The following is a 25,031-nucleotide window of genomic DNA, read 5'->3' on the forward strand; positions in this document are numbered from 1 at the left end:
GCGTCCACGGGCAGGGTCCCGCTAGCATGGGTAAGGTCCCCCCTCTGCCAGCCGCAGGAGTCGCCGTGGCTTCCGAAGTAGCCGCCGACACGGCTGCCGCGCGGCCCGGTTCCGCCGCCGGCGCGCAGGCGACCGGGCCCGGCCCGGCGGGGGATGCGCCGGTCCGGAGCCCGTTGCCCGAGCGACCCGTGGTGCGCCGTCCCGACGACGTGGGCCCCGAGCCCCTCGACCCCGAGTCGGGCGCCCCCCGGCGCCGGGTCCGCGACCGGCTGGCCCGGCGCATCGTCGCGGGGCAGCGCGGCGGCCTGGTCCGGCCGGTGCTCGAGCCGCTGGCCGCCCTGCACCGGCAGAGCCACCCGAAGGCCGACCTGGCGCTGCTGCAGCGGGCCTATGACGTCGCCGAGGCGGCGCACTCGTCGCAGAAGCGCAAGAGCGGTGATCCGTACATCACCCACCCGCTGGCCGTCGCCACCATCCTCGCCGGGCTCGGGATGGACACCACCACCCTGATCGCGGCGCTGCTGCACGACACCGTCGAGGACACCGGCGTCACCCTGGAGACGATCACCACCGACTTCGGGTCGGAGGTGGCCCACCTCGTCGACGGCGTCACCAAGATCGACAAGGTGAAGCTGGGCGACGCCGCCCAGGCCGAGACGATCCGGAAGATGATCGTCGCGATGTCCCGCGACCCGCGGGTGCTGGTCATCAAGCTCGCCGACCGGCTGCACAACATGCGCACGCTGCGCTTCCTCCCGCCGGAGAAGCAGGAGAAGAAGGCGCGCGAGACGCTGGAGATCCTCGCCCCGCTGGCCCACCGGCTGGGCATGAACACGATCAAGTGGGAACTCGAGGACCTCGCGTTCGCCACGCTCTACCCCAAGCGCTACGACGAGATCGTGCGGCTGGTGGCCGAGCGGGCGCCGTCCCGGGACACCTACCTGGCCGAGGTCACCACGACGGTCAACGAGCAGCTCAAGGCGGCCAAGATCGATGCCGTCGTCACCGGCCGGCCCAAGCACTACTACTCGATCTACCAGAAGATGATCGTCCGCGGCCGCGACTTCACCGACATCTGGGACCTCGTCGGGATCCGCATCCTCGTCGACTCGGTGCGGGACTGCTACGCCGCGCTGGGCATCATGCACGCCCACTGGCAGCCGGTGCCGGGCCGCTTCAAGGACTTCGTGGCGATGCCGAAGTTCAACATGTACCAGTCGCTGCACACCACGGTCATCGGGCCGCAGGGCAAGCCGGTCGAGCTGCAGATCCGCACGCACGACATGCACCGCACCGCCGAGTACGGCATCGCCGCGCACTGGAAGTACAAGGAGAAGGCCCGCGCCGGGGGCAAGCCGAGCGCCGGGGAGTTCGGCGCCCCGCCGAAGGCCGGCTCGCCCGACGACATGCTGTGGCTGCGCCAGCTGCTGGACTGGCAGCGCGAGGCCCAGGAGCCCGGCGAGTTCCTCGAGACGCTGCGCTACGACCTCGGTCCGCAGGAGGTCTTCGTCTTCACGCCGAAGGGCGACGTCGTCAGCCTGCCCGGCGAGGCGACGCCGGTCGACTTCGCCTTCGCCGTGCACACCGAGGTCGGCTACCGCTGCATCGGGGCGCGGGTCAACGGCTCGCTGGTCTCGCTGGACAGCAAGCTGAGCAACGGCGACGTCGTCGAGATCTTCACCTCCCGGTCGCCGAACGCAGGCCCGTCGAAGGACTGGCTGTCGTTCGTCGGCTCGTCCCGGGCGCGCACCAAGATCCGCCAGTGGTTCACGAAGGAGCGCCGCGAGGACGCCGTCGACGCGGGGAAGGAGGCGCTCACCCGCGCGATGCGCAAGGCGGGCCTGCCGCTGCAGCGACTCCTCGGCGGCGAGGCCCTGTCGACCCTGGCCAAGGACCTGCGCTATGCCGACGTCACCGCGCTGTTCGCGGCGGTGGGGGAGAACCAGCTCTCGGCCGCCTCGGTGGTCGAGAAGCTGATGGCGGCCCTCGGCGGCAGCGAGGGCGCGGCCGAGGACATCGCCGAGACCGCGATCCCGACCCGCCGCCCGGTCGCGCGCCGTCCGGCCGGCGGGGACCCCGGGATCGTCGTCCACGGCATGACCGACGTCTGGGCCAAGCTCGCCAAGTGCTGCACCCCGGTGCCGGGCGACGACGTGCTGGGGTTCGTCACCCGCGGCGGCGGCGTGAGCGTGCACCGCACCGACTGCACCAACGCGGGGGACCTGCGGAGCAAGCCTGAACGTCTGGTCGAGGTCGAGTGGGCCTCGTCGCCGGGGGCGGTGTTCCTGGTGGCCATCCAGGTCGAGGCCCTCGACCGGCACCGGCTGCTCTCGGACGTCACCAAGGCCCTGGCCGACGAACGGGTCAACATCCTCTCGGCCTCGGTGCAGACCAGCCACGACCGTGTCGCCATCAGCCGGTTCACCTTCGAGCTCGCCGACCCCGCGCACCTGGGCGCGGTGCTGCAGACGGTACGGAACGTGGAGGGCGTCTTCGACGTCGAGCGCGTCACCGCCTGAGGCCCGGTCCGGAGGCTCGTCCCGAGCCTGCGAGGGACGGGGTCCTTCACCCGACGACGGCCATGTCCTCGATGGTCACGGGGATGTTCGGCGCGCCGTCGCCGGGGCCCTCGGCGCCCTGGACGCCGCCGGCGGCGACCTGGTCGAGGACCGCGAGTCCCGCCTCGTCGATCGTGCCGACGACGGTGTACTCCGGCGGCAGCTCGGTGTCGACGAAGGTCAGGAAGAACTGGCCACCGGTGCTGTTGGGCGCCGCGGTCTTGGCCATGGCGACGGTCCCCCGGGGATAGGTGGTCTCCGGGGTGACCTCCTCGGCGTACTTGTAGCTCGGGCCGCCCGCCCCGGTGCCGGTGGGGTCGCCGCACTGGAGGACGCCGAAGGTCTCCGCGTTGACCAGCCGGTGGCAGGAGGTGTCGTCGTAGAAGCCCTGCTCGGTGAGGTACACGAAGCTGGCCGCGGCGCAGGGGGCCTTCGCCCGGTCGAGGGTGAGGGTGAGGTCTCCCTGGCTGGTCTCCATCAGGAGCGTGGCGGTGCCCTGGGTGGGGGTGGCCTCGGGGTCCGGCGGGGTGCCCACGTCGGTGAGGTTGGTGTTCCCCGACTCGTCCGGCAGGTACTCGCAGGTGACGGTGCCGTCGGCGTTGGTGGTCCGCGCGGCCGCCGAGCTGGTCGCGGCCGGGGTCGTCGGCGTGGTCGTGCCGGCCGCCCGGTCGTCGGTGTCGTCGCCGCCGAACGCGCCGGTGATCAGCAGCGCCGCGCCGGCCACGACGACCAGGGCGAGCGCGGTGAGGAGGACGCCCAGGTTGCGGCGGCGCTTCTTCGCCTGCTCGGCGCGGCGCTCCAGCTGACGCTGCAGGTGACGCTGCGCGGCTTCGCGACGCTGCTTGTTCGTGGGCACGGGTGCGGACTCCTCGGGCGGACGGGGGCGCGGTGGGCGGCCTCGACGGCGGTGCGGACGGGCGGCTGCGGCGTTGGTCGGGGTGCGAGTCTAGGTGGCGGACCTGGGCGATCCCTGGCAGCGCCGGAACCCGCGGGTGGCCCCGCGTAACCTGCACGGGTGCTCATCCGCTCGTTCCCCGCCGGCGCGTTCGGCACCAACTGCTACGCGGTCGCCTCCCGGCCGGGGTCGGAGTGCGTCGTCGTCGACCCGGGCATGGACGCCGTCGAGCCCTTGGCCCGCATGCTCGCCGAGGACGGCCTCAAGCCGGTCGCGGTCGTGCTGACCCACGGCCACCTCGACCACACCTTCTCGGTGCTGCCGGTGTGCGACGGCTACGACATCCCGGCCTACCTGCACCCGAGCGACCACGGCATGCTCAGCGACCCGGTGCGCTGGCACGGTCCCGCGCTGGCCCCGCTGATCACCGGGGTGCGGCTGCCCGACCCGTCGGACGTCCGCACGCTCGACGACGGCGCGGTGCTCTCGCTGGCCGGGGTGGACCTCACCGTCCGGCACGCGCCCGGCCACACCCAGGGCTCGGTCGTCTTCGAGCTGGACCTGGGAGAGGCACCCGGGCTGCTCGCCGGCGACGTGCTGTTCGCCGGCTCGGTGGGCCGCGTCGACCTGCCCGGCGGCTCGTGGGACGCGATGCTCCGGTCCCTGCAGGACGTCGTGCTGCCGCTGGCCGACGAGACGGTGGTGCTGCCCGGTCACGGTCCGGCGACCACGATCGGCCGCGAGCGGGCCACCAACCCGTACCTGGCCGAGGCGGCTTCCGCGCCGAAGGGGCGCGGGCTGTGAGCGGGCTGACCGCTCCCAAGGGCACCTTCGACATCCTGCCCCCGGAGTCGGCGCGGTTCCTCGCCGTCCGCGATGCGCTGACCGCACCGCTGCGCCGGGCCGGCTACGGGTACGTCGAGACGCCGGTGTTCGAGGAGACCGCCGTCTTCTCCCGCGGCGTCGGTGAGTCCACCGATGTCGTGACCAAGGAGATGTACACGTTCGAGGACCGGGGCGGGCGCTCGCTGACCCTGCGCCCCGAGCTCACCGCCGGGCTGATGCGGGCCTTCATCGAGCACCGGCTGCACGCCGGCGCGCTGCCGGCGAAGCTCTGGACGGTCGGCTCGGCCTTCCGCTACGAGCGGCCGCAGGCCGGGCGGTACCGTCACTTCACCCAGGTGGACATGGAGGCGCTCGGCGTCGACGACCCCGCGCTGGACGCCGAGGTGGTGGCGCTCGGCGTCCAGGGCTTCCGCGACCTGGGGCTGACCGACTTCGAGCTGCTCCTGACCTCGCTCGGTGACGCCACCTGCCGGCCGCAGTACCGCGAGCTGCTCGTCGCCTACCTGGACAAGCTCGACCTCGACGAGGAGACGCGGCGGCGGGCGGCGATCAACCCGCTGCGGGTGCTCGACGACAAGCGGCCGGAGGTCCAGGCGCAGCTCGACGACGCCCCACTGATGGTCGACCACCTCTCGGACTCCACCCGAGCCCACTACGACGCCGTCCGTCAGCACCTCACCGACCTGGGCGTGAGCTGGACGGAGGCGCCCAAGCTGGTGCGCGGTCTGGACTACTACACGAAGACGACGTTCGAGTTCGTGCACAACGGGCTGGGCGCGCAGTCGGCCATCGGCGGCGGGGGGCGCTACGACGGGTTGTCCGCGGCGCTGGGCGGCCCCGACGTCTCGGGTATCGGCTACGCCGTCGGGGTCGACCGCACGCTGCTCGCCGTCCAGGCCGAGGGCCTCGACGTCGGGGCGGTGGCGGGCGTGCAGGCGTTCGTCGTCCCGCTCGGGACGGAGGCCAAGCGGCTGGCGGTCCGGCTGGTCGGTCAGCTCCGGCAGGCGGGGATCGCCGCCGACACCGTCTACGGCGACCGCGGGCTCAAGGGCGCGATGAAGGCGGCCGACCGCTCCGGCGCCTCGCACGTCGTCGTCATCGGGGAGCGCGACCTGGCCGAGGGCGTGGGCCAGCTGAAGGACATGGGCACCGGCGAGCAGCGAGCCGTCCCGGTGGGGGAGCTGCTGGAGACGGTGCGTGCGAGTGTGGAGGGATGAGCATGGAACAGCGACCACTCGGCCGGACCGGGGCAGACGTCAGCGTGATCGGCCTCGGCACGTGGCAGCTCGGTGGTGACTGGGGGGAGGTCGACGAGGACACCGCCGGTACGGTCCTCGACGCCGCGCTCGACGCCGGCGTGACCCTGCTGGACACCGCGGACGTCTACGGCGACGGCCGCTCGGAGGAGCGCATCCGCAAGGCGCTGGCGCCGCGCGCCGACCGGCCGTTCGTGGCGACCAAGGCCGGCCGGCGCGCGGACCCGTTCACCGCCGAGCAGTACACCCCGGAGAACCTGCGGGCCTGGGTCGACCGGTCCCGCCGCAACCTCGGTGTCGACACCCTCGACCTCGTGCAGCTGCACTGCCCGCCGACCGCCGTCTACTCCGACCAGCGGGTGTACGACACCCTCGACGGGTTCGTCGCCGACGGGTCCGTCGCCGCGTACGGCGTCTCCGTGGAGACCGTGGCGGAGGGGCTGACGGCCCTGGAGCACGAGGGGGTCCAGACGATCCAGGTCATCCTCAACATCTTCCGGCGGAAGCCGCTGGACGAGCTGCTCCCCGCTGCGCAGCGCGCCGGCGTCGGGATCCTCGCCCGCGTGCCCCTGGCCAGCGGGCTGCTCACGGGCAAGTACGACGAGTCGACGACGTTCCCGGCCGACGACCACCGGAACTTCAACCGCAACGGCGAGGCCTTCGACGTCGGCGAGACGTTCGCCGGGGTGCCCTTCGAGGTCGGCATCGAGGCCGCCCGGGAGGTCGCCGCGATCGCCGGCGACGCCGTGCCGACGGCCGCCTTCGCCCTGCGCTGGGTCATCGACCAGCCCGGCGTCACCACCGTCATCCCGGGGGCGCGCAACGTCACCCAGGTCCGCGGCAACGCCGCGGCGGCCACGATGGCGCCGTTGTCGGACGCCCAGCTCTCCGACCTCGAGCGGCTGTACGACGAGCGCATCCGCGCCCACGTGCACGACCGCTGGTGAGCCACTCCTCCCTCTCTGCACCATCTCCCGCCACCCACCCGAAGGAATTCCCCGTGCTCCGCACCCACGACGCCGGAACGCTGCGCACGTCCGACGCCGGCACCACCGTCACCCTCGCCGGCTGGGTCGCCCGCCGGCGCGACCACGGCGGGGTGGTCTTCCTCGACCTGCGCGACGCCTCCGGCTACGTGCAGGTCGTCGTCCGCGAGGAGGAGGCGCACTCGCTGCGCAACGAGTACTGCGTGCTCGTGACAGGGGAGGTGCGCCGCCGCCCGGAGGGCAACGAGAACGCGGAGCTGCCGACCGGCGAGATCGAGGTGGCGACCACCGAGCTGCGGGTGCTGTCGGCCGCGGCGCCGCTGCCCTTCCCGATCGAGACCGACCAGGCGGCCTCTGACGACGTCCGCTACCGGTACCGCTACCTCGACCTGCGCCGGCAGGGGCCGGCGAAGGCCATCCGGCTGCGGTCGGAGATCAGCCGGGTGGCCCGTGACGTCATGGCGCGGCACGGGTTCGTCGAGGTGGAGACGCCGAACCTGACCCGCTCGACGCCGGAGGGCGCCCGCGACTTCCTGGTGCCGGTGCGGCTGCAGCAGGGCAAGTGGTACGCGCTGCCGCAGTCGCCGCAGCTGTTCAAGCAGCTGCTGATGATCGGCGGCCTGGAGCGGTACTACCAGATCGCCCGCTGCTTCCGGGACGAGGACTTCCGCGCCGACCGGCAGCCGGAGTTCACCCAGCTCGACTTCGAGATGAGCTTCGTCGAGCGCGACGACGTGCTCGCCGTCGCCGAGGACGTCGTCCGCTCGCTGTGGCGGGAGCTGGCCTCCTACGAAGTGCCGGAGATCCCGCGGATGACCTACCGCGAGGCGATGGACCGGTTCGGGTCCGACAAGCCCGACCTGCGCTTCGGCGTGGAGCTCACCGAGCTGACCGCCTACTTCGCCGACACCCCGTTCCGCGTCTTCCAGGCGCCCTACGTGGGCGCCGTCGTCATGCCGGGCGGTGGCTCGCAGCCGCGCCGGGCGTTCGACGCGTGGCAGGACTGGGCGAAGTCGCGGGGCTACCGCGGGCTGGCCTACGTGACGATCGCCGAGGACGGCACCCTCGGCGGGCCGGTGGCGAAGAACATCTCCGACGCAGAGCGCGCCGGCCTGGTCGAGGCCGTCGGGGCGAAGCCCGGTGACTGCGTCTTCTTCGCCGCCGGGGCCCGGCGCTCGGCGCAGGAGCTGCTGGGCGCCGCCCGCAACGAGATCGCCAAGCGGCTGGACCTCGTCGAGCCGGGTACCTGGTCGTTCCTCTTCGTCGTGGACTTCCCGATGTTCGAGGAGACCGAGGACGGCAACTGGACCTTCATGCACCATCCGTTCACCTCGCCCACGCCCGAGTGGCGCGACCGGTTCGCCGAGGACAAGGGCGCGGCGCTGTCGGATGCCTACGACCTGGTGGTCAACGGCAACGAGCTGATGAGCGGCTCGGTGCGTATCCACGACGCCGCGCTGCAGGAGAAGGTCTTCCAGACCCTCGGCATGTCGCGGGAGGAGGCGCGGGAGCGCTTCGGCTTCTTCCTCGAGGCGTTCGCCTACGGCCCGCCGCCGCACGCTGGGGCCGCTATCGGCTGGGACCGCACCTGCGCCCTGCTGTCCGGGGTCGAGTCCATCCGCGAGGTCATCGCCTTCCCCAAGACCGGCGCCGGCTACGACCCGCTGACCGGTGCGCCGACGCCGATCACCGACGCGCAGCGCACGGAGGCGGGCATCGACGCGAAGCCGGAGGAGCCCGCGCTCCCCGGGGAGCCGGGGGCTCCCGGCCCGTCCGATCCGACGAAGTAGCTGACCCCGCCAACGGCCCTGCGGCGGTCCGCCGGACGCACCGGTAGCGTCCGGGACATGCCGCTGCGTGCCCGCACCCTGCTCGGTCCCGGCCCGTCCAACCCCTACCCGGAGGCCCAGGTGGCCCTGGCCCAGCCGCTGCTGGGCCACCTGGACCCGGTCTTCCTGCAGGTGCTGGACGAGACCTCCGACCGGCTGCGGCAGGTCTTCGGCACGGCCAACCGGCGCACGCTCCCGCTCTCGGCCACCGGGTCGGCGGGCATGGAGGCGGCGTTCGTCAACACCGTGGGGCCCGGGGACGTCGTCGTCGTCGCGGTGAACGGGCTGTTCGGACAGCGGATGGTCGACGTCGCCGGCCGCTGCGGGGCCGAGGTGATCGCCGTGGAGCACGCGTGGGGACAGCCGGTCGACGCCGAGCGGGTGCTGGCCGCGCACCCGTCGCCCAAGCTCATCGCCGCGGTGCACGCCGAGACCTCCACCGGGGTGCTGTCGGACATGGCGCCGCTGGCCGCCGGGAAGGGCGACGCGCTGCTGCTCGCCGACTGCGTCACCTCGCTCGGCGGCATCCCGGTCTCGCTCGACGAGTGGGGCGTGGACCTCGCGTACTCGGGATCGCAGAAGTGCCTCGGCGTCGCACCGGGGCTCGCGCCGTTCACGATCTCCGACCGGGCCTGGGAGCGGCGGATCGACAAGCCGCAGAGCTGGTACCTCGACCTGGGCATGCTCGGCGGGTATGCGGGCGAGGCCGCCGGCACCGGCGGGCGCACCTACCACCACACCGCGCCGACCGGGATGGTGGTGTCGCTGCACGCCGGGCTCGGCCGGATCCTCGACGAGGGGCTCGACGCCGTCCACACCCGGCACGCCGAGGCCGGCCGGCTGCTGCACGAGGGGCTGGCCGAACTCGGCTTGGAGCTGTTCGCCGCCGAGGGGCACCGGCTCCCGGAGCTGACGACCGTGAAGGTTCCCGAGGGCGTCGACTCGGCGGCGGTGCGCAAGGAGCTGCTGGAGCGGTACGACCTGGAGATCGGCGGGGGCGTGGGCGCCTATGCCTCGACCGTGTGGCGCATCGGCCTCATGGGCCCCAACGCCTCACCCGCCAAGGTCGCCCTCGTGCTGGCCGCCCTGGAGGACGTCCTCGGTCGCTGACGCCCCGGCGGTCGCGCCGCGCCGGCCCGGCCGCGCGATGGCAGCACCGGCGCCCGAGAGGAGAGTCGTGGTCGCCGGGGCCGGCGTGTCCGCGCGTGTCGGCGACCGCGACTGCCCACTCGGTCCCGGAACCGGCGGTCACCACGTCGCGCCTCGGCTGATCAGCGCTCGACGGGTCCGGTCGACCACGGTGTCGAGCCGTTCCAGCACCGCGCGCCCGAACCGCAGCACCAGCCAGCCGTCGGCGGCCATGAGGGAGTACCGCTCGATGTCCCGGTCGAACTGCTCCCGTTCGGCGTGCTGCCGTCCTTCGTACTCGACGGCGATCTTCCAGCGCCGGTGGCCCAGGTCGGCGTGGGCCACCACCCGGCCCCACGGGTCGTGCACCGGACCTGGACCTCGGGCATCGGGAGGTCGCTGCTGAGCAACGCGTGGCGCACCAGGCTCTCCGGCCGGGACGCGGCCAGGGGCGTCAGATGCCCGGCCAGGGCCCGCGCGGCGACGACGCCCCGGCGCCCGGCCGCGAGATCCAGCCGACCGGTCAGCGTGGCGGCGTCGAGGTGGCCGGCCCGCATGACCGCATCGCCCACCGCGAGCAGCTCACCCGGGGGCAGCAGCCCGGCGGCAGACGACTCCGAGCGGGTGTAGGCAGGCGGCAGCTGCACGCGGTCCACCACGGCAGCGTCGGGGCGCCCCGGCGGCGGTGGGGTGCGGGCGCTGGATCTGTGCAACCGGAGCCCGCCTGTGGACCGCCGAGAGGGCACTCGTGGTCGTTGGAGCCGGCGTGCCCCCGCGTGTCGACGACCGCAACTGCCCACTCGGTGAGCTGGGCCGACGTGGACCGGAGGGCTCAGGCCGCGTCGAGGCGGGCCAGGTGGTCGGGGCTGAGCTGCAGGTCGGCGGCGGCCGCGGAGTCACGGATCGACGCCACCCGGGACGCCCCTGGGATCGGCACCACGGCGTCGGCCTGGGCCAGGTGCCAGGCGAGCGTCACCCGGTACACCGAGACCCCCAGCTCGTCGGCCACCTCCCTGAACGCCGGTGCGGTCGACCCCAGTGACCCGGCTGCCGTCACCCCGCCGAACGGGCTCCACGGGAGGAAGGCCAGCCCGTGCGCCGCGCAGTGCTCGAGCTCACCGTGCGAGGACCGGTAGCCGGGGGAGAACTGGTTCTGCACGCTGACCAGCGCGTCCCCGACGATGGACCGCGCGACGTCGATCTGTGCGATGTCGGCGTTGGAGATGCCGACCATCCGCACCAGGCCCTCGTCGGCCAGCGCGCGCAGCGCCCCCATCGAGTCCTCCCACGGGGTGGCCGGGTCGGGCCGGTGGAGCTGGTACAGGCCGATCGCGTCGACGCCGAGCCGGCGCAGCGACGCCTCGCAGGCCCGCCGCAGGTAGGCCGGCGTCCCGTCCAGCTCCCAGTCGGTGCCCCGCCGGGTGTGCCCGCCCTTGGTGGCCACCAGCACGTCCCGCGCGCCGTCGCCGTAGGAGGCCAGCGCCTCGGCCACGAGCGACTCGCCGTGCCCGAACTCCGCCTCGTCCCGCGAGTAGGCATCGGCGGTGTCGACGAGCGTCACCCCGGCGTCCAGGGCCGCGTGGACCACCGCGACGGCGTCGTCGTGCGAGGGCCGGTCGTCCTTCGTGGACAGGGGCATGGCCCCGAGCCCGACGGCGCCGACGGTCTGGCTCCCGATGCGTCGCTGTTCCATGGGGACGTCGTGCCCCGCGAGTAGCGTTCTGACCCGTGAGCGGACAGGTGCGTGGAGATCGCAGCGAGGAACGAGCGAGGAGCGCAGCGCGTCGCGGGAGCGAACCGGTGTCGCCGTGACATCGCTGTTCGACGCACCAGAGGACGAGGGCCCCGCCGGCGTCGACCCGGGTGCGCCGCTGGCGGTGCGGATGCGGCCGCGAGCGCTGGAGGAGGTCGTCGGCCAGCAGCACCTGCTCGGCGACCGCGCCCCGCTGCGGCGGCTGGTCGAGTCCGACGAGCCGATGTCCCTGGTTCTCCACGGCCCACCCGGCACCGGCAAGACGACCCTCGCGCACGTCATCTCCCTGGCCACCAAGCGCCAGTTCGTGCAGCTCTCCGCCCTCGACGCCGGGGTGAAGGAGGTCCGCGCGGTCATCCAGAGCGCCAGGCGCGAGCTCACCTACGCCGGCCGCCGCACCGTGCTCTTCATCGACGAGGTGCACCGGTTCTCCAAGACGCAGCAGGACAGCCTGCTGTCCGCGGTCGAGGACCGGATCGTCAGCCTGATCGCCGCCACCACCGAGAACCCGTTCTTCTCCGTCGTCAGCCCGCTGCTCTCCCGGAGCCTCGTGCTGGCGCTGCAGCCGCTCACCGACGACGACATCCGCTCGGTCCTGCACCGTGCCCTCACCAGCGCGCGGGGGCTGGCCGGTGAGCTGACGCTCAGCGCCGAGGCCGAGGACCACCTGGTCCGGGTCGCGGGCGGCGACGCCCGCAAGGCCCTCACCGGCCTGGAGTCCGGTGCCGGGGCGGCCCGGGCGGCCGGCGCGCCGGAGATCGACCTCGCCACGCTGGAGACCGCGGTCGCGCAGGCGGCCGTGCGCTACGACCGGCAGGGCGACATGCACTACGACGTCGCCAGCGCGCTGATCAAGTCCATCCGCGGCAGCGACGTCGACGCCGCGCTGCACTACCTCGCGCGCATGGTCACGGCGGGGGAGGACCCGCGCTTCATCGCCCGGCGGCTGGTCATCAGCGCCAGCGAGGACATCGGCATGGCCGACCCGACGGCGCTGCTCACCGCGGTGGCGGCCGCGGACGCGGTCGCCTTCATCGGCATGCCCGAGGGGCACTTCCCGCTGGCCCAGGCGGTGGTGCACCTGGCCACGGCGCCGAAGTCCAACGCGGTCACCGTGGGCATCGGGGAATCGATGGCCGACGTGCGGGCGGGGCTGGGCGGGCCGGTCCCGCCGGGGCTGCGGGACGCCCACTACGCCGGGGCGAAGAAGCTCGGTCACGGCAGGACCTACGTCTACCCGCACGCCCACCCCGACGGCGTGGTCCCGCAGCAGTACCCGCCGGACGCCCTGGTCGGCAAGGACTACTACCGGCCGACCGGCCGCGGCGCCGAGGCACGGCTGGCCGACCGGCTGGCGAAGCTACGGGCGATCGTCCGACGCCCGCGATGACGCCCCGGCGGGGGACGGACGGCAGCGGGGGGCCGCGACTACTGTGACGAGGCCGGAGTCCGCTCCCGGCGCCCACCCCCTCAGAACAGGAGCACGCGTGTCCGCAGGAGAGATCGCCGGGCTGATCGCAGCCGGGGCGCTGGTGCTGCTGGTGGCACTGGTGGCCGTGCCGCTGCTCAAGCTGGGCCGGACGCTCGACGAGACCACCCTGACCATCCGCCAGGTGCGTGAGCAGAGCGCTCCGATCCTCGGCCAAGCCAGCACCACGGTCGCGCACGTGAACAGCAACCTGGAGCGGGTCGACGACATCACCGGCAACGCCGCCAGCGTCTCCAGCAACGTCGCCGCGCTCACCAGCGTCGTCGCCGCCACGATCGGCAGTCCGCTGATCAAGGTCGCCGCGTTCAGCTACGGCGTGCGCAGCGCCACGAGGAAGAAGCGCGAGGGCCAGGCGCTGGCCGACGCCGCCGCGCGGGACAAGGCCGAGCGCCGTGCCCGCCGTGCCGCCCGGCGGGCCGCCTGATGCGCCGGCTGTTCTGGCTCGCCATGGGCGTCACGATCGGCGCGCTCGTCGTCCGCAAGCTCTCCGCCGCGGCCGAGAAGATGACGCCGGCCGGCATCGGGGCCTCGATCGCCGAAGGGCTGCGCGACCTGGCCGACGCCATCGGGGACTTCGGTGCCGACGTCCGCGAGGCGATGAGCGAGCGGGAGCTGGAGCTGCGCGCCGGGACGGGCCTCGATGCGCCGCTGCCCGAGGCCGGTGACGCGGCAGCCCTGCGCCGCGGGGCGCACGCCGCCGACCTCTGACCCCCGCAGCCGGCTCGCGCACCACACCGGCCCTCCTACACCGAGAAGACCTGATGCAGACCGCCGAGATCCGCCGCCGCTTCCTGGAGCACTTCGCCCAGCGCGGTCACACCGTCGTCCCCAGCGCGTCGCTGGTCTCCCCGGACCCGTCGCTGCTGTTCACCGTCGCCGGCATGGTGCCGTTCATCCCGTACCTGACCGGCCGGGAGCCCGCGCCGTTCCCGCGGGCCACCAGCGTGCAGAAGTGCGTGCGCACCCTCGACATCGAGGAGGTGGGCAAGACCACCCGCCACGGCACGTTCTTCCAGATGAACGGCAACTTCTCCTTCGGCGACTACTTCAAGGAAGGTGCCATCCAGCACGCCTGGGAGCTGATCACCGGTCGGCTGGACGACGGCGGGCTGGGCTTCGACCCCGAGCGCATCTGGGTCACCGTCTACCTGGACGACGACGAGGCCGCGGATGCCTGGCACCGCATCGCCGGCCTGCCGGTGGAGCGCATCCAGCGGCTGGGCAAGAAGGACAACTACTGGCACACCGGGGCGGCCGGCCCCGGCGGCCCCTGCTCGGAGATCTACTTCGACCGCGGGCCGCAGTCCGGGCCCGACGGCGGCCCCCTGGTGGACACCGCAGGCGATCGGTTCCTCGAGATCTGGAACCTCGTGTTCATGCAGTACGAGCTCACCGACGTCCGGAGCAAGGAGGAGTTCACGGTCGTCGGGGAGCTGCCGAAGAAGAACATCGACACCGGCATGGGCCTGGAGCGGGTGGCCTACCTGCTGCAGGGCGTCGACAACATGTACGAGATCGACGAGGTCGCCCCGGTGCTCCGCCGCGGTGCCGAGCTGGCCGGGGTGACGTACGGCAAGGACGCCGACGCCGACGTCCGGCTGCGGGTCGTCGCCGACCACGTGCGCAGCGGGCTGATGCTCATCGGCGACGGCGTGACCCCCGGCAACGAGGGCCGCGGCTACATCCTGCGCCGGCTGCTGCGCCGCGCCGTCCGGTCGATGAAGCTGCTCGGCGTCGACGAGGCGACGCTGCCCGAGCTGCTGCCGGTCTCCCGCGACGCCATGAGCGCCAGCTACCCGGAGCTGGCCGCCGACTTCGACCGGATCTCCGCGGTCGCCTACGCCGAGGAAGAGGCGTTCCGCCGCACCCTCGCCTCGGGGACGGCGCTGTTCGACACCGCGGTCCGGCAGGCCAAGCAGGCCGGCACGCCGAAGCTCTCGGGTGACCAGGCCTTCAGCCTGCACGACACCTACGGCTTCCCGATCGACGTCACCCTCGAGATGGCCGCCGAGCAGGGCGTCACGGTCGACGAAGCCGGTTTCCGTGCCCTGATGACAGAGCAGCGGGACCGGGCTCGCGCCGACGCCCGCGCCAAGCGCACCGGCTCGGTCGACGTGCTGGCCTACCGCCGGCTGCTGGCCGACCACGGCCCGACCGACTGGCGGGCCTACGAGACGCTGCGCACCGACTCCCGCGTGCTCGGGATCGTGCGCGAGGGCGACGAGGACGGCGAGCGGCCGGCCGGCCCGGGCGAGATCACCCGCGTGGTCCTGGACCGGACGCCGTTCTACGCCGAGTCCGGCGGGCAGGTCGCCGACGCCGGCATCCTCAGCTGGGACGGCGGGCGCGCCGAGGTCATCGACGTGCAGCGGCCCGTCAAGGGGCTGGTCGCCCACCAGGTGCGGATACTCGAGGGCGAGCTGCGTGACGGCGCCGAGCTGACCGCCGAGGTGGACCGCGAGTGGCGGCTGTCGGCCTGCCAGGCACACTCGGGCACCCACGTGGTGCACGCCGCGCTGCGCCAGGTGCTCGGCCCGCAGGCGCTGCAGTCCGGCTCCTACAACCGGCCCGGCTACCTGCGGCTGGACTTCGCCTGGCAGGGCGCGCTCACCCAGCAGCAGCGCACCGACATCGAGGACGTCGCCAACGCCGCCGTCCGCGCCGACCACAAGGTCACCGCCCAGTACATGACGCTGCCCGAGGCGCAGGCCTTCGGTGCGCTGGCGCTGTTCGGCGAGACCTACGGCGAGCAGGTCCGAGTCGTGGAGATCGGCGGGCCGTGGTCGCGGGAGCTCTGCGGTGGCACGCACGTGCGGGGCAGCGCCCAGATCGGCACGCTCGCGCTGACCGCGGAGTCCTCGGTCGGCTCGGGCGCACGGCGCGTGGAGGCCGTCGTGGGGCTCGAGGGCTTCCGGTACCTGGCGCGCGAGCGGGACCTGGTGCGCCAGCTGGCCGAGATCCTCAAGGCGCCGCAGGACGGCCTGGTGGAGCGGGTGAGCGGCATGGTCGCCCGGCTGCGCGACCTCGACCGGGAGCTGGCCGACCTGCGCGCCCAGCAGAGCGTCGCCGCGGCCGGCGAGCTGGCCGCGGCGGCCCGCGACGTCGGCGGGGTCGCCGTCGTCACCGGCTCGCCGGCGGGCCTGGGGGGCGGTGATCTGCGCACCCTGGCCCTCGACGTCCGGGGCCGGCTCGGGTCCGATCGCCCGGCGGTCGTGCTGCTGGCCTCGGAGTCCGGTGGCAAGGTGGCACTGGTGGCGGCGCTGAACCCGGCTGCCGTCGCGCAGGGGCTGTCGGCCAACGACGTCCTGAAGGCCGCTTCCGCCCCCGTCGGCGGCCGGGGCGGTGGCAAGTCCGACGTCGCGCAGGGCGGCGGAACCGATCCCGCGGGAATCCCCGCGGCGTTGCAGGCCGGCGAGCAGGCGGTCGCGGCCGCCAGTGGGAGGTAGACACTACGTGTCCGGATCCGAGCACAGCCCCGAGGACACCGGCCCGGTCGGCGGCCGGCGGCGCGAGCTGCCGGCGGTGCCACCGGCGCGGCCGCGTCCGTCGACGGGTGAGCAGCCGACCTATCACCCGACGACCGAGATCGACCTGAGCCAGGGCTTTCCGCCGGTCAAGCACGAGACCACCGAGATCGACCTGTCCGGCGGCTGGCCGCAGCACCTGAAGGTACCGCCGCGCCGGGCGGACGCAGCGTCCCCGCGCGGTCGGGTGCTGGGGGTCGACGTCGGCACCGTCCGCGTGGGCGTGGCGATGTCCGACCCCACGGGGACGCTCGCCAGCCCGCTGGAGACCCTCCGCCGGGCCAAGGACAAGGCCGATCTGGACCGGCTCGCCGCCCTCGTGGTGGAACACGAGGTGACGGAGGTGGTCGTGGGGGAGCCGGTGCACCTGTCGGGTGCGTCGGGCACTTCTGCCCAGGATGCTGCCGATTACGCCCAGGAACTGGCCGACCGCATTCCGGAGGTGCCGGTGAACCTGATCGACGAGAGGCTCTCCACCGTGACCGCAGCCAGCCACCTCCGCGAAGGCGGTATCGACAGCCGTCGCCAGCGGGGAGTGATCGACCAGGCGGCTGCCGTGGTCATCCTCCAGCAGTACCTCGACACCCGGCGGGCGCCCTCGTGACCGCGCCCGGCGGGCCGCCGCGGCAGGGCCGGCACTCCTTCGGCGACGGCCCCGGTGCGGCGCCGTCGCCGTTCTGGCCAGGTTCTGCAACCCCCGCCGGTGACGGTTTCCCGCCGGGCCCCGCGGCGTACCCGCGGCGGTCCCCGTCCGACCAGGGGGCGGGTGTGCTCCGCCCCGGTTCCCGGGTGGTCGAACCCGGGAACGACGCGACCGGCCCGCTCGTCGAGCCCGGCTGGTGGTCCGACGGCGGCTCCGGCTCCCCGCTCACCGCGCGGCACGGTGACAGCGACGAGCACGGCGTCGGCCGGCAGCACCCCTCCGCGCCGCTGCCGCCGCTGCCCACCGGCGCCTGGGGTCGGCTGCGCCCGCGCCCGGGGCCCGGGGACGACGACGACGCCACCGTCGCCGTGCCCCGGCTGGGTGCGCACCCCGACGACGAGCCCGACCGCGACCTCACCGACGGCGACGCCGCGGACGAGGCGCCGGCCGACCGCTCCGACTGGGAGGAGCAGACCGGCGGCCTCGACGTCATCGGTGCGAACGTCGACGAGGAGCGACCGCGCCGGCGCGGTCTGCTCCGACGGCGCGGCGCCGCTGCCGGGCCCGTCCACACCGACGAGCCGGGGTACGCGCCGCACGAGGAGAACCACCCCGCGGACGACGACCTGCTGGGGGCCGACGACGAGGTCCCGGTCGAGCCCTACGACCCGCGCGACGACCGCCGTCGGCGGCGCCGCCGCCCGTTCGCCATCGCCGCGGCGCTGCTGGTGCTCGGCGGCATCGTGGCGGGCATCGTGCTGGGCGGCCAGCAGCTGCTGTCCCTGGTCGGCCCGTCCTCCCCGGACTACACGGGGACGGGCAGCGGCAGCGTGGACGTGCGCGTGCAGGAGGGCGACACGCTCAGCGACATCGCGCGCACGCTCCAGGAGGCCGACGTCATCGCCTCCACCGGCCCGTTCATCGATGCCGCGGCGGCGAACCCGGACGCCACCGGCATCCAGCCGGGCGTCTACTCGCTCCGGCTGCAGATGAGCGGCCAGGCGGCGCTGGAGATGCTGCTCGACCCCGCTTCGCGCCAGGTGTCGCGCGTGACCGTCCCCGAGGGCTTCACCGTGGACCAGGTCCTCGCCCGGCTGGCGGAGGAGACCGGCACGCCGATCGAGGAGCTGCAGGCGGCGGCCGATCCGGCGGCGCTGACCCTGCCCGGGTACGCCGGTGGCCAGCTGGAGGGCTTCCTCTACCCGGCGACCTACGACTTCGAGCCCGGCACCACGCCGCAGCAGATGCTGCAGCAGATGATCGACACGTTCACCGGCGTGGCCGGCCGGCTGCGGCTGGAGGAGCGCTCCGCGGCGCTGGGGCGCACCCCGTACGAGGTGGTCACGGTCGCGTCGATGGTCCAGTCGGAGACGCGGCTGGACGAGGAGCGTCCCGACGTGGCCCAGGTGATCTACAACCGTCTCGAGCGGGGCATCGCCCTGGGCATCGATGCCACGCTGGCCTACGGGCTGGACAAGAGCGGCAACGAGCTCACCGTCACGGACCTGCAGACCGACGGGCCGTACAACACCCGCACCCGCCAGGGTCTGCCGCCGACGCCGATCAGCTCCCCGGGGGAGGCGAGCCTCGAGGCTGCGCTGGCCCCGTCGAGCGGGGACCTCCTGTACTACGTGCTGGAGTCCCAGGACGGCGCCCACTTCTTCACCAGCGACTACGCCGAGTTCCAGCAGGCCCGGCAGCGGTGCGCCGCGGCCGGTCTCGGCTGCGGTGGCTGAGCGGCAGCAGCGGGCGGCGGTCCTCGGGCGGCCGGTGGCCCACTCGCTCTCGCCGCTGCTGCACCGCGCCGCCTACGCGGCACTGGGGCTCGCCGACTGGAGCTACGACGCGCTCGACGTCGGGCCTGCCGACGTGCCGGTGCTGCTGGCGGGGCTGGGTGACGAGTGGCGTGGCTTCTCGGTGACGATGCCGTGCAAGCGGGCGGCGGTGGAGGCGGCGGACGCCGCGGAGCCGCTCCCGCGGCTGCTGCGAGCGGCCAACACGCTGGTCCGTACCGACGCCGGCTGGCGCGCCGAGAACACCGACGTCACCGGCGTCGGCATGGCGCTGCAGCTGGCCGGGGTCGAGCAGGTGGAGCACGCGGCGATCCTGGGCGCCGGCGGGACGGCGGCGGCCGCCGCGGTGGCGCTCTCGTCGCTCGGCGCGCAGCGGATCGACGTCGTCGTCCGGGAGCCGTCCCGGGCCGGCGAGGTCGTCCGGGTGCTGGACAGCCTCGGGGTGGGCAGCCGCGTCGTCCCGCTGGCCGGCGCGCGGGTCGAGGCCCCGGTCGTGGTGAGCACCGTGCCCGTCGACGGTCAGCCCGCGGTGGCCGCGCTGGCATGGGGCGCCGGGCAGACGGTGCTCGACGTCCTGTACTCCCCGTGGCCCACGCCGCTGGCCGAGCGGGTGACCGCGGCCGGCGGCACGGTGATCAGCGGCCTCGAGGTGCTGTTCTGGCAGGCCACCGAGCAGGTGGAGCTGATGACCGGGCAGCAGGCGCCGATCGGAGCGATGCGGGCCGCGCTCGACGCCCGCTGACCGTCGCCGTGGAGGTCTTCCGCCCCCTGCTGGTCGGCGCGGCCGTGGTCGTCGCCCTCGCGGTCGGCCCCTGGCTGGCCCGCACCGCCGCCCGGCTCGCCGCACGTGACGCCCGGGCGCCCGCCGCGCCGCGTTCCACCGCGCTCGCGACCGGCTTCCTCGCCGCCGGGCTCGCCGGTGCAGTGCTGCTGTGCGGGGTCCGGCCGGCCACGCTCGCCCTGGCGTGGGGCGCCGGCGCCGCGGTCGTCCTCGCCTCGGTCGATCTCGCCGTCCACCGGTTGCCCGACCGGGTCCTGCTGCCCGCGCTGGTCGTCTGCGGCGCGGCCCTGCTCGCCGACGCCGCCGTGCTGGGCACCTGGCTGCCGCTGGGGCGGGCCGTCACGGCGGGCGCCGCGGCGTTCGCCGTCCCGGCGGCGGCGCGGCTGCTGGCCCCTGCCGCCCTGGGCTTCGGCGACGTCAAGCTGCTCGGCCTCCTCGGGCTGGTGCTGGGCTGGTTCGGCTGGGGGGTGCTGCTCGCCGGGGTCTTCCTCGGCCTGCTCGCCGGCGCCCTGGGCTCGGTGGCCCTGCTGGCGACCCGGCGGGCGGGCTGGCGCACCTCCGTCCCGTTCGGTCCGCCCCTGCTCGTCGGCGCCGTCCTGGCCCTCCTCGTGGGGGGCGTGCCACCCGGGTGACCGACGCCGCGGGGGCGCCCGACAGCGGCCTGGCAGAATCCCGGGCATGTTGCGCTGGCTGACCGCCGGTGAGTCGCACGGCCAGCAGCTCACCGCCATCCTCGAGGGACTTCCGGCCGGGGTCGAGGTCCAGACCTCCGACCTGGACCTGCAGCTGGCGCGCCGCCGGCTGGGGCACGGGCGGGGCGCCCGCATGTCGTTCGAGCAGGACCTCGTCACGCTGACCGGCGGGGTGCGGCACGGCCGCACCCAGGGCGGCCCGATCGCCGTCCAGGTGGGCAACACGGAGTGGCCCAAGTGGCGGACCGTGATGTCCGCCGACCCGGTCGACGCCGACGTGCTCGCCGGCCAGGCCCGCAACGCGCCGCTCACCCGGCCGCGGCCCGGGCACGCCGATCTCGCGGGCATGCAGAAGTACGGCTTCGACGACGCCCGGCCGGTGCTCGAGCGGGCCAGCGCGCGGGAGACCGCGGCGCGGGTGGCGCTCGGGGCGATCGCGCAGGCGTTCCTGCAGCAGACGCTCGGCGTCTCCGTGGTCAGCCACGTCGTCGGCATCGGCCCCGTCGCCGCCCCCGACGGCATCGTGCCCGGGCCCGGGGACAACCCGCGCCTGGACGAGGACCCGGTGCGCTGCGCCGACCCCGCCACCAGCGAGCGCATGGTCGCCGAGATCGACGACGCCCGGAGGACCGGCGACACCCTCGGCGGCGTCATCGAGGTGGTCGTGCACGGGCTGCCCCCGGGCCTGGGGACGCACGTGCACTGGGACCGCCGGCTCGACGCCCGGCTGGCCGCCGCCCTCATGGGCGTGCAGTCGGTGAAGGCCGTCGAGGTCGGGGACGGGCTGGAGACCGCCCGCCGCCGCGGCTCGGTCGCCCACGACGAGATCGTGCTGGCCGACGACGGGCAGCGGGTGCAGCGGCTGACCGACCGCGCCGGCGGCATCGAGGGCGGGATGACCAACGGCGAGGTGCTGCGCGTCCGCGCGGCCATGAAGCCGATCAGCACCGTCCCCCGGGCGCTGCAGACCGTCGACGTCGCCACCGGCGAGGCGGCGGTCGCCATCAACCAGCGCAGCGACGCCTGCGCGGTCCCCCGCGGCAGCGTGGTGATGGAGGCGATGGTCGCGCTCGTGCTCGCCGACGTCGTGCTGGAGAAGTTCGGTGGCGACTCGGTCACCGAGACCCGGCGCAACGCGCGGGCCTACCTCGACGCGCTGCCGTACCGGTGAGCCGTCCCGCGCTCGTCCTGGTGGGCCCGCCGGCGTCGGGGAAGACCACGGTCGGCACGGCCGTCGCCGCCGCCCGCGACCTGCCGTTCCGGGACACCGACCGGGACGTCGAGGTCGAGACCGGCAGCAGCATCGCCGACCTGTTCGTGCAGCACGGCGAGCCGAACTTCCGGGCGCTGGAGGAGCGGGCCGTCGCCCGCGCCCTCGCCGAGCACGAGGGCGTCCTGGCGCTCGGCGGTGGTGCGGTGACGAGCAGTGGCACGCGGGAGGCGCTCGTCGCCTACGGGCGCGCGGGCGGAACGGTGGTCTGGCTCGACGTCGACGTCTCCTCGGCCGCCCGCCGGGTGGGGCTCTCCCGTGACCGGCCGCTGCTGGCCGTCAACCCGCGCGCCATGCTGCGCACCATGCTCGAACAGCGCGCCCCGCTGTACGCCGAGGTGGCCACCCACCCGGTGGCCACCGCGGGGCGCTCTCCGGAGGAGGTCGTCGCCGAGGTGCTCGCCGTCCTGACGCCGGAGGAGGCCCGGTGACGCCCCGCGTCGTGCCCGTCGCGGGGGAGAGGCCCTACGAGGTCCGGATCGGGGCGGGGGCCCAGGCCGAGCTCGGGCTGGTGCTGGCCGGCACCCCGAAGGCGGCGGTCGTCCACGCGCCGCCGCTGGCCGCTGCCGCCGGTGCGGCCGTGGAGACCCTGCAGACCGCCGGCGTGGCCGCCGAGGCCGTCGTCGTCCCCGACGGCGAGGCCGCGAAGACCGCGCAGGTCGCCGCCGAGGTGTGGGAGGAGTTCGGCCGGCTGGGTCTGACCCGCTCCGACGCCGTCGTCGGCGTGGGCGGGGGAGCGGTCACCGACCTGGCCGGGTTCCTGGCCGCCACCTGGACCCGCGGCGTCCGCGTGGTGCAGGTGCCCACCAGCCTGCTCGGCATGGTCGACGCCGCCGTGGGCGGCAAGACCGGCATCAACACCGCGGCCGGCAAGAACCTGGTCGGCGCCTTCCACCCGCCCGCGGCGGTGCTCGCCGACACCGACCTGCTGGCCGGGCTGCCCGAGGCGGAGTTCCGCTCGGGGCTGGCCGAGGTCGTCAAGTGCGGCTTCATCGCCGACGCCCGGATCCTCGAGCTGCTCGAGGGCGACCCGACCGGACGGCGGGACACGGAGGAGCTGATCGAGCGGGCCGTGCGGGTCAAGGCCGCAGCGGTGGGGGAGGACCTGCACGACACGGGCGTGCGGGAGTTCCTCAACTACGGCCACACCCTCGCCCACGCGATCGAGCGGGTGGAGGACTTCGGCTGGCGGCACGGTGAGGCGGTCGCCGTCGGGCTGGTCTTCGCCGCCGAGCTGGCCGGGCAGGCCGGGCTGCTCACCACCGCCGAGGTGAGCCGTCACCGCGACCTGGTCGCCGCCATGGGGCTGCCGACCCGCTACGCAGGCGACTGGGATCGGCTGCAGCAGGTCATGCGGGTGGACAAGAAGGCCCGCGGCGCGTCCCTGCGCTTCGTCGTCCTCGACGGCATGGGCGCCCCCAGGATCCTTCCCGACCCGGACCAGACATGGCTCGACGCGGCGTGGGCCGCAGTATCGGAGAACCCATGACCATCCAGGTGCTCAACGGGGCCAACCTCGGCCGGCTCGGCACCCGGGAGCCCGAGGTGTACGGGACGACGACGTACGCCCAGCTCGAGGAGCTGCTGGCGACCGCTGCCCGGGAGCTCGGCGTGGACGTGCGGGTGCGCCAGACCGACGACGAGGGTCAGCTGCTGCGCTGGATCCACGAGGCGACCGACGCCGGCGACCCCGTGGTGATCAACCCCGGCGGCTGGACGCACACCTCCGTGGTGCTGCACGACGCGCTGGCCGCGGTGACCGGGCCGGTGATCGAGGTGCACATCAGCAACATCCACCGCCGCGAGGAGTTCCGGCGGCACTCCTACGTCTCCCGGGTCGCCGACGGCGTCATCGCCGGTCTGGGCGTGCACGGCTACGTCCTGGCGCTGCAGTGGCTGGTGCTCCGGGGTCTGTCATGACCCGGGAAGGGGCGCGGCGGGACGCGCTGCGGACCACCGCCGCCGAGCGGGGGCTGGACGCCGTCCTGGTCACCAACCTGCTCAACGTGCGGTACCTGACCGGCTTCACCGGCTCCAACGGTGCGCTGCTGGTGCGCACGGACGGCGGTGACGTCTTCGGCACCGACGGCCGGTACACCACGCAGGCCGGCACGCAGGTGCCCGATGTCGAGCTGCTGGTCGACCGGGCCACCGTGCCCGCCCTGGCGCGCGAGGCTGTGCGGCGCGGGGCCGGCCGGCTGGGTTACGAGTCCCACGACCTGACCGTCGACGGGCTACGTGGCCTGGAGCGGGTGCTGGCCGACGCCGCCGCCGGTAGCGCCGTTCCGGAGCTGGCCTCGGTCCGGCGGGCGGTGGAGGCCCAGCGGGCGATCAAGGACAGCGACGAGATCGAGCTCCTGCGGCGGGCCTGCGCCGTCGCCGACCAGGCGCTCGCCGAGCTCGCCGCCGAGGGCGCCCTGCGCCCCGGCCGGACCGAGCTGCAGGTCGGCCGGGAGCTGGACGCCCGGATGCTGGCGCTGGGTGCGGAGGCGCCGTCGTTCGAGACGATCGTCGCCACCGGCGCGAACTCGGCGATCCCGCATCACCGGCCCGACGCGACGGTGCTGCGCGAGGGGGACCTCCTCAAGCTGGACTTCGGGGCGACGGTCGCGGGCTACCACTCCGACATGACCCGCACCCTGGTGCTCGGGCACGCCGCGGACTGGCAGCGGGAGATCTACGAGCTCGTCGCCGCCGCGCAGGCGGCCGGGCGGGCCGCGCTGGCGGTGGGTGCCGACGTCGTCGCGGTCGACGCCGCGGCGCGCGACGTGATCGTGGCGGCCGGCCACGGCGAGCACTTTCCGCACGGCCTCGGGCACGGGGTGGGGCTGGAGATCCACGAGGCGCCGGGCATCGGCCAGCAGGGCGCGGGTACGCTTGCCGCCGGTATGGCCGTCACCGTGGAGCCAGGTGTGTACCTGCCCGGCCACGGCGGTGTCCGGATCGAGGACACCCTGATCGTCACCGGCGACGCGCCCGAGTTGTTGACCCTCACGAGCAAGGAACTGCTGGTTCTCTAGATGGCTACCACCAACGACCTGAAGAACGGCATCGTCCTCAACCTGGACGGCCAGCTCTGGACCGTCACCGACTTCCAGCACGTCAAGCCCGGCAAGGGCGGCGCGTTCGTCCGCACGACGCTGAAGAACGTGCTCTCGGGCAAGGTCGTGGACAAGACCTTCAACGCCGGCACCAAGGTCGAGACGGCCAACGTGGACAAGCGGTCGATGACGTACTTGTACAAGGACGGCACCGACTACGTCTTCATGGACGGCGACACGTTCGACCAGATCTACGTGCCGGCCGAGACCGTCGGCGGGGGCGCGGACTACCTGCTCGAGAACACCGAGGTCGTCGTCGCGGTGCACGACGGCACCCCGCTGTACGTCGAGCTCCCGGTCACCATGGAGCTCGTCGTCGAGCACACCGACCCGGGTCTGCAGGGCGACCGCTCCACCGGCGGCACCAAGCCCGCCACGCTGGAGACCGGCGCGCAGATCCAGGTACCGCTGTTCATCACCACCGGCGAGAAGCTGAAGGTCGACACCCGCGACGGCCGGTACCTCGGCCGCGTCAACTGAGCGCCGG

General features: G+C 74.1%; 23 protein-coding genes. 20 read left to right on the forward strand and 3 right to left on the reverse strand.

Annotated elements, in window-relative coordinates; genetic code table 11:
• The first annotated feature begins 65 nt into the window (after positions 1–65).
• The gene (locus tag ABC795_RS07900; protein WP_347060433.1) at positions 66–2,519 is read left to right on the forward strand and encodes a bifunctional (p)ppGpp synthetase/guanosine-3',5'-bis(diphosphate) 3'-pyrophosphohydrolase; all 2,454 of its coding nucleotides are present in this window, start codon (positions 66–68) and stop codon (positions 2,517–2,519) included.
• A 46-nt stretch (positions 2,520–2,565) separates the two neighbouring features.
• Here the strand turns inward: ABC795_RS07900 and ABC795_RS07905 are convergent, their stop codons facing one another.
• Positions 2,566–3,414, reverse strand: coding sequence for a peptidylprolyl isomerase (locus ABC795_RS07905; protein WP_347060435.1), 849 nt, complete (start codon positions 3,412–3,414; stop codon positions 2,566–2,568).
• A gap of 159 nt (positions 3,415–3,573) precedes the next feature.
• On the opposite strand from ABC795_RS07905, the gene ABC795_RS07910 reads away from it, so the two are divergent.
• From ABC795_RS07910 to ABC795_RS07930, 5 genes are read left to right on the forward strand one after another with little or no spacing between them, the layout of a single operon-like run.
• Positions 3,574–4,257: an MBL fold metallo-hydrolase gene (locus ABC795_RS07910; RefSeq protein WP_347060436.1), complete on the forward strand. Its 684-nt coding sequence runs from the start codon at positions 3,574–3,576 to the stop codon at positions 4,255–4,257.
• The gene (gene hisS, locus ABC795_RS07915; protein WP_347060437.1) at positions 4,254–5,516 is read left to right on the forward strand and encodes a histidine--tRNA ligase; all 1,263 of its coding nucleotides are present in this window, start codon (positions 4,254–4,256) and stop codon (positions 5,514–5,516) included. The genes ABC795_RS07910 and hisS overlap by 4 nt, the downstream gene beginning before the upstream one ends.
• Positions 5,517–5,518: 2 nt before the next feature.
• Positions 5,519–6,502, forward strand: coding sequence for an aldo/keto reductase (locus ABC795_RS07920; protein ID WP_347060438.1), 984 nt, complete (start codon positions 5,519–5,521; stop codon positions 6,500–6,502).
• A gap of 53 nt (positions 6,503–6,555) precedes the next feature.
• Positions 6,556–8,331, forward strand: a complete 1,776-nt coding sequence (gene aspS, locus ABC795_RS07925; protein WP_347060439.1) for an aspartate--tRNA ligase — start codon at positions 6,556–6,558, stop codon at positions 8,329–8,331.
• Between the two features lie 57 nt (positions 8,332–8,388).
• Positions 8,389–9,480, forward strand: a complete 1,092-nt coding sequence (locus tag ABC795_RS07930) for an alanine--glyoxylate aminotransferase family protein (RefSeq protein WP_347060441.1) — start codon at positions 8,389–8,391, stop codon at positions 9,478–9,480.
• A gap of 138 nt (positions 9,481–9,618) precedes the next feature.
• On the opposite strand, the gene ABC795_RS07935 is transcribed toward ABC795_RS07930, so the two are convergent.
• Positions 9,619–9,867 carry a DUF559 domain-containing protein gene (locus ABC795_RS07935; protein ID WP_347060442.1) on the reverse strand — a complete coding sequence of 83 codons (249 nt, stop codon included), beginning with the start codon at positions 9,865–9,867 and terminating at the stop codon, positions 9,619–9,621.
• 463 nt (positions 9,868–10,330) lie between these two features.
• The gene (locus ABC795_RS07940) at positions 10,331–11,191 is read right to left on the reverse strand and encodes an aldo/keto reductase (RefSeq protein WP_347060444.1); all 861 of its coding nucleotides are present in this window, start codon (positions 11,189–11,191) and stop codon (positions 10,331–10,333) included.
• Between the two features lie 115 nt (positions 11,192–11,306).
• Between ABC795_RS07940 and ABC795_RS07945 the strand changes: the two genes are divergently transcribed.
• The 14 genes from ABC795_RS07945 to efp all read left to right on the forward strand — a co-directional run bounded on the left by ABC795_RS07945 (position 11,307) and on the right by efp (position 25,024).
• Positions 11,307–12,641, forward strand: a complete 1,335-nt coding sequence (locus ABC795_RS07945; RefSeq protein ID WP_347060445.1) for a replication-associated recombination protein A — start codon at positions 11,307–11,309, stop codon at positions 12,639–12,641.
• 97 nt (positions 12,642–12,738) lie between these two features.
• Positions 12,739–13,164 carry a DUF948 domain-containing protein gene (locus ABC795_RS07950; RefSeq protein ID WP_347060446.1) on the forward strand — a complete coding sequence of 142 codons (426 nt, stop codon included), beginning with the start codon at positions 12,739–12,741 and terminating at the stop codon, positions 13,162–13,164.
• Entirely contained in the window at positions 13,164–13,448 is a 285-nt protein-coding gene (locus ABC795_RS07955; RefSeq protein ID WP_347060447.1) for a hypothetical protein, read from the forward strand. Before ABC795_RS07950 ends, ABC795_RS07955 begins: the two co-directional genes overlap by 1 nt.
• 53 nt (positions 13,449–13,501) lie before the next feature.
• Complete coding sequence (gene alaS / locus ABC795_RS07960; RefSeq protein WP_347060448.1) at positions 13,502–16,186, forward strand: alanine--tRNA ligase; 2,685 nt, start codon at positions 13,502–13,504, stop codon at positions 16,184–16,186.
• A gap of 7 nt (positions 16,187–16,193) precedes the next feature.
• Positions 16,194–16,868, forward strand: coding sequence for a Holliday junction resolvase RuvX (gene ruvX, locus ABC795_RS07965; RefSeq protein ID WP_347060449.1), 675 nt, complete (start codon positions 16,194–16,196; stop codon positions 16,866–16,868).
• A gap of 164 nt (positions 16,869–17,032) precedes the next feature.
• Entirely contained in the window at positions 17,033–18,643 is a 1,611-nt protein-coding gene (gene mltG / locus ABC795_RS07970) for an endolytic transglycosylase MltG (protein WP_347060450.1), read from the forward strand.
• Entirely contained in the window at positions 18,636–19,442 is an 807-nt protein-coding gene (locus ABC795_RS07975) for a shikimate dehydrogenase (protein ID WP_347060451.1), read from the forward strand. Before mltG ends, ABC795_RS07975 begins: the two co-directional genes overlap by 8 nt.
• Before the next feature lie 8 nt (positions 19,443–19,450).
• Entirely contained in the window at positions 19,451–20,113 is a 663-nt protein-coding gene (locus ABC795_RS07980; protein ID WP_347060452.1) for a prepilin peptidase, read from the forward strand.
• Between the two features lie 46 nt (positions 20,114–20,159).
• A complete protein-coding gene (gene aroC, locus ABC795_RS07985; protein ID WP_347060453.1) occupies positions 20,160–21,344 on the forward strand; it encodes a chorismate synthase in 1,185 nt (394 codons plus the stop codon).
• Positions 21,341–21,874, forward strand: a complete 534-nt coding sequence (locus tag ABC795_RS07990; protein ID WP_347060454.1) for a shikimate kinase — start codon at positions 21,341–21,343, stop codon at positions 21,872–21,874. The genes aroC and ABC795_RS07990 overlap by 4 nt, the downstream gene beginning before the upstream one ends.
• Positions 21,871–22,932, forward strand: coding sequence for a 3-dehydroquinate synthase (aroB, locus tag ABC795_RS07995; protein WP_347060455.1), 1,062 nt, complete (start codon positions 21,871–21,873; stop codon positions 22,930–22,932). Before ABC795_RS07990 ends, aroB begins: the two co-directional genes overlap by 4 nt.
• The gene (aroQ, locus tag ABC795_RS08000) at positions 22,929–23,363 is read left to right on the forward strand and encodes a type II 3-dehydroquinate dehydratase (protein WP_347060456.1); all 435 of its coding nucleotides are present in this window, start codon (positions 22,929–22,931) and stop codon (positions 23,361–23,363) included. Before aroB ends, aroQ begins: the two co-directional genes overlap by 4 nt.
• Positions 23,360–24,463 carry a Xaa-Pro peptidase family protein gene (locus ABC795_RS08005; protein ID WP_347060457.1) on the forward strand — a complete coding sequence of 368 codons (1,104 nt, stop codon included), beginning with the start codon at positions 23,360–23,362 and terminating at the stop codon, positions 24,461–24,463. The genes aroQ and ABC795_RS08005 overlap by 4 nt, the downstream gene beginning before the upstream one ends.
• Positions 24,464–25,024: an elongation factor P gene (gene efp, locus ABC795_RS08010; protein WP_347060458.1), complete on the forward strand. Its 561-nt coding sequence runs from the start codon at positions 24,464–24,466 to the stop codon at positions 25,022–25,024.
• The last annotated feature ends 7 nt before the right edge of the window (positions 25,025–25,031 follow it).

The organism is Blastococcus sp. HT6-30 (genome assembly GCF_039729015.1).
Taxonomy (GTDB): Bacteria; Actinomycetota; Actinomycetes; order Mycobacteriales; family Geodermatophilaceae; genus Blastococcus.